This is a genomic window from uncultured Campylobacter sp. (assembly GCF_938045405.1).
Lineage (GTDB): Bacteria > Campylobacterota > Campylobacteria > Campylobacterales > Campylobacteraceae > Campylobacter_B.
The window spans coordinates 1-10,247 of the sequence record NZ_CALIMW010000206.1 but is presented as its reverse complement, the minus strand read 5'-3'; the positions used below and the strand labels follow the sequence as shown (position 1 = coordinate 10,247).

Below are 10,247 nucleotides of genomic sequence, written 5' to 3'. Positions count from 1 at the left end.
AAATTTAACGTTTAATTTTACGCTAAATTTAATGTATAATTTTATGAGATTTAACTGCTGCATATTTTAAAAACTAAGTGGCAACATAGATACAGAACCGAGCGAGAGTTAAAATTTGGCACCTAAAGCAAGCGGCGTAATGCCAAATCTCGTTCTTTGCTTTAACGAAATTTTACAGACGAGCCGTTGATTTCATCGCCATTTTAGATGATAGAGCTTATCTTGCAAGCGATATCCTTCACTTAGCGTTTTAAGGCGCATCGAAGACGCAGTAAAATTTTAAGCGGTTTTTCAGACGATTTGAGAAAATTTTATAAAATAAGCCGAGTAAAGCGAACTTGATTTTTACCTGTCAAAATGAATTTCCCAAGCCTGCCGGTGCAAAAAACGAGCAAAATTAACACGATGCTTCCTTTCGTAGCTTCCGCCGCTATACAGTATCGTGAAAAGAGCGAGCAAAATTAACAAAAATAGCCCGCTAAATTAAAATTTTGCTTTTGCTGGCCGAGATAGAATTTGGCAAGTTAAGATAAAATTCCATTTACCGAGGTAAAATTGCAAAGAAAAATTTTGCTCGTAGCTTTGCTTTTAAATTTTACCTTAACGGCCCATTGCTGGGTACACGCTAGCTGCTGGCTTCGAGCCGAATTTACCTTGACGCAGGCGCCTTGGCGGCGAGTAAAGATAAGATCGTGGTTTTTAAATTTATGGAGATTTTAAATGAACAAATATGAATATTTTGCCGACGACGATGATGGGCACGACTTCGCAGGGACATCTGATCTAGCGGGCATAGAGCTTGCGAAAAGACGAGCTATGGAGGATCTGACGGATGAGGAGATAGAAGATAAGCTTGCCGCAGATCTTGCCGTAAAACGAAACTACGCGGGCTCAGCGGGCGATTACGATGATTTTACTAGCTTGGGATTCGAAAGTTCAGGCTTTACAAACACTCAAAACTATCTAAATTCCGAAAGCGGCGGAACAAAATTTAATAAAAGCAGCAAAGTAAAATTAAAAGGACGCGGCGACGCAAATATTTCAGCCACTCGCGGCAGCGATAATTCCAGCGGAGCGAGCTACGGCGATTTTGCAGGTGCCAATTTTATCGGCACAGCGGATTATGCTGCGTTTACGGGTGCGAACTTTACAGGCACGCAAAATCAAAATTACGCGGATATGGGCGTGCATGATTATGCAAGCCTTGCCGCAGGGCGCAGCTATGGCAGTTTTGCTGGCGCACAAGACGAGCTACTACGCAACTACGATGCCGAGAAAAAAAAGGAGAAAAATCTCACGCTTTATCAGCTTTTAGTCGTTTATCTGCTGATCGGATTTGCGTTTTTGCTGACGGTGCCGGCGATTTACATCCGCAACGAAATTTATTACATCAGCCGCGACATCGCCGCGCTTCGCACTAAACACGAGGTTTTGCTTGAGGAAAATCGCGCGCTTAACAACGACATCGAATATCTACGCTACAAAAATGAAATTTTAGATCCGCAAAGCGTGCAAGAAAATGGGCGCTGATGGGATTGCGCTCGCGGCGTTTGCCTTTTTTGCGGCGCTGGTGCTTGCCCTACTGATCGCGCTCGTGCTACAAAACCGCCGCATAAGCGATGCAAACTCCACGCTTAGCGAGCTTTTAAGCGAAAGGCTCACAGCTCAAAGTGCGAGAGCAAGTGCCGAGCTTTTTAAGCTAAATCAAAGCCTAAACGACGGCTTTAACGATAAGCTCTATTATCTTAATAGATCCCTAGGCGAGGGCTTGCAACGCCAAAACAGCGCACTTAGCGAGAATTTAAGCTCGCTGGATCGTGGCTTTAAGGACATAGCGGAAAATCTAGCGCGAATGAGCGAGCAAAATAAAACTTCGCTTCAGGTGCGTGACGAAATCGCAAGGCTAAACTCGATTTTAGGCAACGTCAAGCTGCGTGGCAACTTCGGTGAGTATCGATTAGAGAGAATTTTATCGATGATTTATGGGCAAAACACCGCATTTTACGAGCTGCAAAAGCACCTACCAAACGGCAGGATTGCGGACTGCGCGCTGCATATCGCAAAAGAAAAAATTCTTTGCATCGACTCAAAATTCCCACTTCAAAGCTATGAAAAGATCATCGCCGCCTCCGCCTCAAACGACGCCGCAGCGCTTGCTAGTGCGGATAAGCAACTCACCACTGATATGAAAAAGCACGCCGCAGATATAGCGGAAAAATACATAATACCGCCTCTTAGCACGGAGTTTGCGGTGTTATTTGTGCCTAGCGAGGCGGTTTTCGTCTACGTCTGCGAGAGGCTGCCGCAGGTGCTTGAGTACTGCGCGCAAATCGGCATTTTTGCGGCATCGCCCACGACGCTGCTGGCGCTTTTAGGCACGATCCGCACCTTCGTAAAAGACGAGGTGCTCGCGCAAAATATCAAATCGGTAAAAGATGAAATTTACGCGCTAAAATCGGACTTTGATGCGCATGCTAAGTATGCGACGGCGCTTCAAACATACGCAGATAAGCTCGCCGCGCAAGCAGAGCTTTTAAACAAAAATGCAAAATCTCTAAAAGCCCGCTTTGAGCGTTTTAGCGAGCTGTAATGAGGGCAAACCGTAGCGCACAACGCGGCTTAGAGTGCTTTAGCAAGCTTACAACCCGGCGGAATTCCACGGGTGAGCGAGTGGCATTCAAATTCAATTTACGCCTCGCCTATTTTGCAGATAAAATTTCCATTTGAGGCAGATAGACAGAATTTAAAACTCAGCTTAATGGATTTGTTACGCGAGCGAGCAGAATTCGAAGGCTGTCTGACGCGCATAAAATTTGATCGGCTAAATTTCATGGACGCGCGAGCTAATTCAATCCGCTCAAGCATTAAACGCACGCCCTCATCACGATGTGGCAAGATCAATCGATACGCTTTCCGCCCAAGAAATTCAGCGCTGCTATACCGAAATAAAATTTGACGCCACATTATTGCGTACGTAATTTGCGGTTGCAGGCAAAATTCTACATTTCAGAGTCAGAATTCATGATTCATGAGCGAAATTTCATATTTTGGCGAAACTTTAAAAAGCGGCTTACAGGCACTATGAATTTCAAACAGCAGCGCTGCGAGCAGGATTAGCCGTTTGACGCTAAGAAATTTATGGGCATTGCACGGATAGAAATTCAGATTTTGACAAAATTTCAAAAGCGATCTGCAAGCGCGCAAAATTAATCTACAATCCCAAAAGCTTGTAAATTTGTATTTTACGGCGACACAAAAACCTCGCGCATTAAAGCGTAGCCAAGATAAACATCGCGCTTACTTTGGACGGTTGGTGCGAGCGTAAAGCAAAAACCGCGGTTACTTGCAAGCTTAAACCCTCGCTCCGCATAAGCAAGCCAAATAAAATTCTACGCCGAATAGTTTTTGTCGCCGTTCGTAAAATTTCAGCGCAATTTAGCTCGCGAAATTTTACCAGCCACAGCAAGTGGCATAAATTTTAAAATTTAACTCGCTAAATTTTAAAGTCGCGGCATTTTGAGCGGCTAAATTATCGGTAAAGGCGCCTTAGGTTCCGCTTCTCATAAAGCTTTGCTTTTGCATTGTAGGCTTGCACGGCTTTCTAAAATTATCGCCGGGCGGCTCATTTTGTGAATTCGGCGTTTATTCGGAGTAAAATTTTAAAAACGGACGCGAATCTCAAAACATACGTCGTATTTAAAAAAACAGAAAGATTGGACGCGCAATCTTACGCGGCGGCAAGATGAAATTTTAAGTTCGACGCGGCGCCAAAACACACAAAATTCTCTTGCGAAATCGTAAAATTCTAAAATTTCTCGACAAAAATCAAAGCCATAGCACTGCAAATTCGCCAAATACCTTCGCGCTAAAAACCCAAAAAATCTCGCTGCTATAGTATCAAAAAACCGCGTATCTTAAAATTCTGCGAGTAAACTGAAATTACCAAGCGCCTTAAACCGTATACGCAAGCGAAAAAATCGCTGCACCTTAAAGCTACCCTAACGATCTCGTTTTACCGCCTTTATATGCCGCGAAAATCGCGTAGCAGGTCAAAACCGAGCAATAGAATTTTAAAGGCTTGATTTTACGATCGATCCAAGCGCCTAGGCGCCAATTCAAATCCACTCGATGAAATTATATATTTATATTGAGGCTGCGAGGCTTTGGCAGATACATAAACGGACATAACAGCCAACTCCACGTGACGGAATTTTTAGTGCGACTTTGCACCAATCCGATTAATAAATCGTTCGTCGTCCGCCTCACGGCTAAATTTTGGGGTATTGCTTTGCTACTTTAAATCACTAATTCAAATCTGCGCGGCGGAATTTTTGAGCGCGACTTCGCGACTTCAAGGCTTAGCGCCGATTCGATTAATAAATTGCGCGTTCCTTAGCCAATGCGCGAGTATGTGACGCCGTTATACGATTACAGCAAATTTGGCGTGCTAAGCTAAATGCGGGCACAAATAAGCACCGCCGATATACGCCGTGCCGCGACTTTGTATCGCTAGAGCCAAGCGTACGTAATAAATTTTAAATGCTTTTTGTTTCGCATAAAATTTTCAATAGTTTTTAGAGATTTTATAAAATTTTGAGCATTTTGCGCTGCTGCGCCGCGCCACACTTATACCAAATCACGCTCAATCCGCGCAGTTTATTTATCAGTTGCGCAATTTTCATTGTAGTAGGCGATGGTGCGCTCATACTCGTCGTAAGCCTGTATATAATCGTTCGCGACGCTTGGGTTTGCGTATCGATCCTCGACCGCTAAAAGCTCCGCTTCGAGCTCTTTGTAGCGCTCATAAACCTCTGCGCAAGCGCGATCATGAGCATCACCTTGCAAGATTATAGATTTTTTATCAGCACCCGCACTCGCGCAGCCTCCGAGCCCTAAAACGATGGCGCAAAGCATACCGCATAAAATTAAGCTTTTCAAAATTCTATCCTTATTATATAAGTAAGTTCCGCGTAAAAATAGGTGTGGTTATAAGCCGAGTTCCGTTACAGCGGTCATTTATCTAGACCGATTTTTGCAAATCGGTTCGAGCGAACGGTTCGAATATAAGACGAAACCACCCGTTCTTGCTGCAGGTTGGGTTTGCATTGCCGCCCGTGTCTCCACGCGCGCGGTGGGCTCTTACCCCGCCCTTTCACCCTTACCGCTTGCGCGGCGGTTTGCTTTCTGTTGTACTTTCCCTAGGGTTGCCCCCGGCGTCCGTTAGACGCAACCTTGTCTTATCGCAGCTCGGACTTTCCTCTCCTTGCGGAGCGACCGCACGCCACACCCGAGCGCAATTATAGCTTTTTTGGCTTAAATTTCAGAGCTTGCGGAATTTAAGGGGCGGAATTTTACGGCGTGAGTGAGCAAGTACAAGCTCCAAGCCCGCACCATTACCTCCGGAGGATGACGACGATAAAGAAGCTAATAAATTAAATCACATCTTTAACAAAACAGAGCATAAATTAGACGATTTTTTAAATAAATTTGAAAATAATCAACAACAAGCTTATAATGCTATAATTAAAGAACTTGAAAAAGATATGGCAAATAGTAAGTTGCCAAATAATTTTACTAATGGCTATAAAGTTAATATTAAAGGCTATGAAATTACTGTACGTGGAGTTATAAAAAATGGAAAACCAAAAATCGGAACGATGTTTATCCCTCGATAATTTTACAGATATTGCAAATATCGAGGCTGAAATTGTTAAACTAATAAGTGATGATTTAAACGATTATGCGCTTTATGAGCAGTTTGAAAATTCAGAAATTACAAAAAGAGAGGTTTCGACAGCCGGATATTATTGCCATTTCAAGTGTAAAAAAATATTAGAAAAAAGCAAAAACAACGGTTTTGTCGGCAATGTAAATTTAACGCTTTCTGATGAAAACATTGGAGGAGCAATGGTTCTTTTGGAAAATGGAATTTTAAAAATGTTAGAATGCTACTTTTGGGAAGAGAATAATTTTTTTGAAAATATTGTAAACGGGCAATAGTAGATAAAAGACTTAAGCGATTTTAAGCTTAATAATATTTTGCTGGTTATTGACGAAAATAAATTTGGACAACTATAAAAAGGTGAAATTTAGCAAATTTTACCTACGGCCGAGCCGAATAAAATTTTAAATTCTATGGCTTAGACAAAGCGTCACGCTTACTGTGATGAAATCTCACGAAATTTTATAAAATTTTATCTACCGCGCAAATTTAGACCCACGCAACTAGCTCTAAAATTCCGTGCAGCGTGATGTACTGCGGCGTGATGAGGTGAGGTTTGACGTGGGGCGTGGCGTGGCGTGAGCCCTATTCTGCAGCGCGGTGCAGTGCGGTGCGCTACGCCGTAGCGTAAATGTGGTGTGAACCCTACTCTACAGCGCGCGATGCGGCTCAATCCTCGTCTGTCGCGGCGCCCTCGAATATATCTCGGTGCAAAATTTCTTCCAAAACGACCGTCGCGTAAGAGCCTTTCGGCAGGTAAAAACTGAAGCTAAAATGCGCATTTTGCGCATCGTAAGAGTGCTGCACGCGCTCCATAAAGCTCCACGCAAACCTGCGCGAGCCGTTCATCTGTGCCTCAAACTCGCGAGCGGGCGCAAAAATTTCATCTTCAAATCTACCGCCAAGCCCGCTAGCTCGCAGCTTCGCTCGCCCCGCGATAAGGCCTGCACTCGTGATTTCTCGCCTCGTAAACCGCTCGCACTCCGCGCCAAGATCGTCGCAGCTAAAAAACGCGCCATGGGGAAAGTGTCCTAAAATCTCGCCTCTTAAAAGCTTAAAAAACTGCGGCTGAGCCGCGATCTCGCGTGCCTCCTCCTTGCTTAGTTCGTAAATTTTAGCAAACTCGCCAAGGCTAAATTCCGCTGCAAATTTTGAAATTTCGACCCGCTTGCTGAGCCAGCGATTGAAAAGCTCGCTCTGATAGGCGCTGATTAGAAAGTCGCGCATTTTGGGGTTTTTAAGCCGCCTCTGTCCGCGCAGCACCTCCTCGCCCTGCGCCGCGTTGTCGCCGAACTTGCCGAAGCGCTGATAGCCGAAGTAGTTCGCAAAGCCCTCGCGCCCTAGCGTATCTAGCGCGGCTGCGAGCTTGACGGCGTCGGGCGGCAGGACCTTTTTTAGGCGGATGAAAAAGTCATTGCCCCTAAGATGCCCGATTTTAAGCTTGTTTTTGTGCCTTTGCACGCTTAAAATTTTAAGGCTCTCGTGCGAAAATCCGCCCAGTGCGAGTTCAAATTTAGCAGGCATACTAATATGCTGCGTCGTAAGGCCTTGCTTGTCCTTAAGCCCCGCGTAGCCGAACTCGCGCATCTTAGCGCCCGTATGCTCGCTTAAAATCCGCAGCGCCTCGTGCGTGCTGATGCCCTTTTTTTGTAGCAGCAAAATGCAGTGCTCGCCTTCATTGCTAGGCTCGTAAAGCGGCACTTCGCGCACGACGAAATCGCTGGAGTTTTTACTAAAATGCGCATTTATCGGCGCGTGATTTAGGGTGTATAAATTTTTCATAGCCGGCCTTTGCGTTAATCTAAGGCGCAATTTTATAAAATTGAGCCTAAAAAACTCATTATTAAGGCAAATTCTAGTATCATTCGCCATAAAAAAAGGATGAAAAATGCTAATCAGGCTCTTTCGCTTCGATCCTCGCTGCGACGTCACAAGCTACTTCAAACCCTATGTTTATGAAAGCGCGCCCTTTGCCGATCTTGCGGCGCTGCTTGACGACATCTACGCGCACGATCCCTATTTTAGCGCACAGGGGGTGGAATTTGTAAAAATCGGCGGCACCGCGGTAAGCGTAAAAGAGCCGCTAGATACGCTGATAGCGCACTTTGGAAGCGAGCTAATCATAGCCCCTCTTAGCGAAAAAGAGTCGATTAAAGATCTGCGCTGCGAGCCGAGGGCGTTTTTGGATAAATTTAAAGCTTTCGAGAGCATCGCGGACGCTGCTGATTTCGAGTTTTACAAAAGCCTCGCGCCCTATTTTTACTCGACGAAAATCCCCGCATGCTCGCAGGAGTTTTTGGGCAACAGCGCCTTTATCTTCGCGCACCGCCTGATGCAGACGCACCCGAGCGAGCGTATGAGGGTTTTAGAGATCATCGAGCCGCAGATGGCGTATTTTACGAAGTGCGACGCCGTGGGGATGGAGTTTGACGACCGCGCGGCATACAGGGCGTTTTGCGATATTTTAAAATACGAGCCCGCGCGCAGCAATAAAATTTTAAGCGCGCAGAGCATGGCGGAATTTGACGCAGCGGGCGCGAAGCACAATTTTAGCGGCTTTAACGTCGCCGTGTGGTACGACGAGGCTGCGGAGGAGCTGGCTAGCAGGCTGGGCGCGCAGATCGTGCACTTTGGCTGCGAAGGCGCGCCGCTTGGGGCGCAGATATATGAGCGCGAGCGGGAGTGCGCGCTGCGGCTGGGGAGCGAAATTTTATTTGACGCGTTTGATAGCGGAAGCGATTTTTTGCTAGTAAATTCCAAGCTTGCGCTTGATTTTTTAGACGGCAGAAGCGATGAAATTCAAAGGCTTTTCGGCAGAGGATTCGCGGGGTTTTATCTAATTACGACGGATGAGCTCATCGCTCTAGCTCGCGGCGAGAGGCCCGACTTTTCGGCACGCAAGCTAAAGCCGACGCTGATTTAAGCGAACAGGGTTTTAAAATTTCAAAATTTTATCTATTTGTCTATTTGGCTGCTTTTGGAATTTCACTACTTTAGCCGCCTTATTGTCCATAATTTTTTAAAAAATTATCCGCAAAATCATACTTACGATAAATCCAAAAATACCCAAATAAATGCTAAGCCCCAAGCAAAATTCAAAGGCTATGTAAAGCCAAATAATTTTACGATCTAGAGGCTTTTGGTATCTCTCATCATTTAAAAGTTTCATATCTCTTTTCATAGCGGCAAATTTAAAAAACTCATCTACTTTTGAGTCTTTCCAAAAATCAAATGACGGAGTAGCTATGAAAGCCCATATCGGTGCAAAAAACATAATAAACGACGCCGTTTGGATTGTTTTTAAAATTTCATCAATCTTTCTCTCCTATTTTTAAAACAAAATTCCGACCGAAATTCTAATACACGCAAGCATTCTCAACCGTGCAGAAAAGTTACGACTTCGTGTTCTTTTGGTAAATTTTCTCTACCATCAATACCGCGATTTCCGTATTCCGTTAGAGCTTCTTTTAAAATTTTATAAAGCTCGTCCAATGAAATTCCGTCAATACTAGAATTTATATTTTCCAGCTTATATTTTATAAAAAACGGATTATCGACTAGCATTTTACTCGTAGTTTCGTCATAAATTCGCCTTATATCAAGCTCGATAACATTACCCTTATAGCATAAAATATAAATCTCCTCACCCGTAAATCCATCTCGCGGATCCGGTAAGTGCGGATCACACACAAAGATAAACCAAATATCCCTCTGCCTATCGATGACCCAATCAAGCTGCTCTATACGTTGATCGCCCAATGGAAGTTCACCAAAATTTGCTCTGGAGCTATTTACTATGTCAATAACGCCATATTTCTCAATATCCTCTTTCGAGATATATTCCGCTACGAATGCCACTTTCTACTCCTTAAAAATTTAATTCTCGGATTATACCGCGATATGTTTATATCCGCCTATGCGCTAATAAATATAGCGTAGGAGGTAAATTTATAATTGATTTTTGCTTTGAACCACACGCAACGCTCTCGTTAAAATTTTTAAAATTTCAAAGCGCAATTTAAATTTACAGCCGCAGCTCGGCGTACGCCAAAGTGCAAGCCGCAGCGCGTTTAAATCTAGCCGCAAATCATGCGGCGTTTCAAATTTAAACACTACGCGGGCTCGGTAAAATTTAACCGCGGCGCGATTAAATTTCGCCGCGGCGCGATTAAGCTTCTATCGCGTAGGGGATTTTATCTTTAGCGCCGGCGCCAGCAAAGCCTTTAAGCCGCAGTAGGCAGCTGTCGCAAAGCCCGCACGCAGCGTCCTCGCGCTCGTAGCAGCTCCACGTAAGCTCTAACGGCACGCCGATCCTAAGCGCCAGCGAGACGATCTGTGCCTTACTGAGGTGTACGAGCGGGGTTTTGATGCGCGGATGAAAGTCGCGGCTCGTGCCCAGCTCAAGCGCTCGCTCAAACGCGCCGATGAACTCCGCGCCGCAGTCGGGGTAGCCGCTACTGTCCTCCTGCACCACGCCGATGAAAATCGCGTCGCAGCGCTCCTTCTCGGCGAGCGCGGCGGCGAT

The 10,247-nt window shown here is 45.1% G+C and carries 9 protein-coding genes and 1 other RNA gene; 4 read left to right on the top strand and 6 right to left on the bottom strand.

The annotated features are described in order from the left end of the window. The first annotated feature begins 720 nt into the window (after positions 1-720). Positions 721-1,530 (top strand): hypothetical protein, encoded by an 810-nt coding sequence (locus Q0140_RS12655; protein WP_366112858.1) that lies wholly within the window; start codon positions 721-723, stop codon positions 1,528-1,530. After that, entirely contained in the window at positions 1,520-2,590 is a 1,071-nt protein-coding gene (locus tag Q0140_RS08330; protein WP_297963667.1) for a DNA recombination protein RmuC, read from the top strand. The genes Q0140_RS12655 and Q0140_RS08330 overlap by 11 nt, the downstream gene beginning before the upstream one ends. Before the next feature lie 2,066 nt (positions 2,591-4,656). On the opposite strand, the gene Q0140_RS08325 is transcribed toward Q0140_RS08330, so the two are convergent. Continuing rightward, complete coding sequence (locus tag Q0140_RS08325; protein ID WP_297963665.1) at positions 4,657-4,938, bottom strand: hypothetical protein; 282 nt, start codon at positions 4,936-4,938, stop codon at positions 4,657-4,659. Between the two features lie 35 nt (positions 4,939-4,973). Further along, an RNA gene (rnpB, locus tag Q0140_RS08320) (RNase P RNA component class A) lies at positions 4,974-5,290 on the bottom strand. A 344-nt stretch (positions 5,291-5,634) separates the two neighbouring features. Between rnpB and Q0140_RS08315 the strand changes: the two genes are divergently transcribed. Next, entirely contained in the window at positions 5,635-6,000 is a 366-nt protein-coding gene (locus tag Q0140_RS08315; protein WP_297963663.1) for a hypothetical protein, read from the top strand. 391 nt (positions 6,001-6,391) lie between these two features. On the opposite strand, the gene truD is transcribed toward Q0140_RS08315, so the two are convergent. Next, positions 6,392-7,504, bottom strand: a complete 1,113-nt coding sequence (gene truD, locus Q0140_RS08310) for a tRNA pseudouridine(13) synthase TruD (RefSeq protein WP_297963661.1) — start codon at positions 7,502-7,504, stop codon at positions 6,392-6,394. A gap of 106 nt (positions 7,505-7,610) precedes the next feature. Between truD and Q0140_RS08305 the strand changes: the two genes are divergently transcribed. Continuing rightward, positions 7,611-8,645, top strand: a complete 1,035-nt coding sequence (locus Q0140_RS08305; protein WP_297963659.1) for a hypothetical protein — start codon at positions 7,611-7,613, stop codon at positions 8,643-8,645. 96 nt (positions 8,646-8,741) lie between these two features. On the opposite strand, the gene Q0140_RS08300 is transcribed toward Q0140_RS08305, so the two are convergent. From Q0140_RS08300 to Q0140_RS08290, 3 genes are all read right to left on the bottom strand, one after another. Continuing rightward, a complete protein-coding gene (locus Q0140_RS08300) occupies positions 8,742-8,996 on the bottom strand; it encodes a hypothetical protein (RefSeq protein ID WP_297963657.1) in 255 nt (84 codons plus the stop codon). Between the two features lie 101 nt (positions 8,997-9,097). Beyond that, positions 9,098-9,580 carry a hypothetical protein gene (locus Q0140_RS08295; protein ID WP_297963655.1) on the bottom strand — a complete coding sequence of 161 codons (483 nt, stop codon included), beginning with the start codon at positions 9,578-9,580 and terminating at the stop codon, positions 9,098-9,100. 310 nt (positions 9,581-9,890) lie between these two features. Continuing rightward, on the bottom strand, positions 9,891-10,247 hold a 357-nt coding region (locus tag Q0140_RS08290), incomplete at its 5' end, for a 7-cyano-7-deazaguanine synthase (RefSeq protein ID WP_297963653.1).

Bases quoted from the DNA above. Each gene is read 5' to 3' on its own strand.
- Q0140_RS08300 (WP_297963657.1), bottom strand. From the start codon at position 8,996: ATGTTTTTTGCACCGATATGGGCTTTCATAGCTACTCCGTCATTTGAT.
- Q0140_RS08315 (WP_297963663.1), top strand. From the start codon at position 5,635: ATGGAAAACCAAAAATCGGAACGATGTTTATCCCTCGATAATTTTACA.
- truD (WP_297963661.1), bottom strand. From the start codon at position 7,504: ATGAAAAATTTATACACCCTAAATCACGCGCCGATAAATGCGCATTTT.
- Q0140_RS08305 (WP_297963659.1), top strand. From the start codon at position 7,611: ATGCTAATCAGGCTCTTTCGCTTCGATCCTCGCTGCGACGTCACAAGC.
- Q0140_RS12655 (WP_366112858.1), top strand. From the start codon at position 721: ATGAACAAATATGAATATTTTGCCGACGACGATGATGGGCACGACTTC.
- Q0140_RS08330 (WP_297963667.1), top strand. From the start codon at position 1,520: ATGGGCGCTGATGGGATTGCGCTCGCGGCGTTTGCCTTTTTTGCGGCG.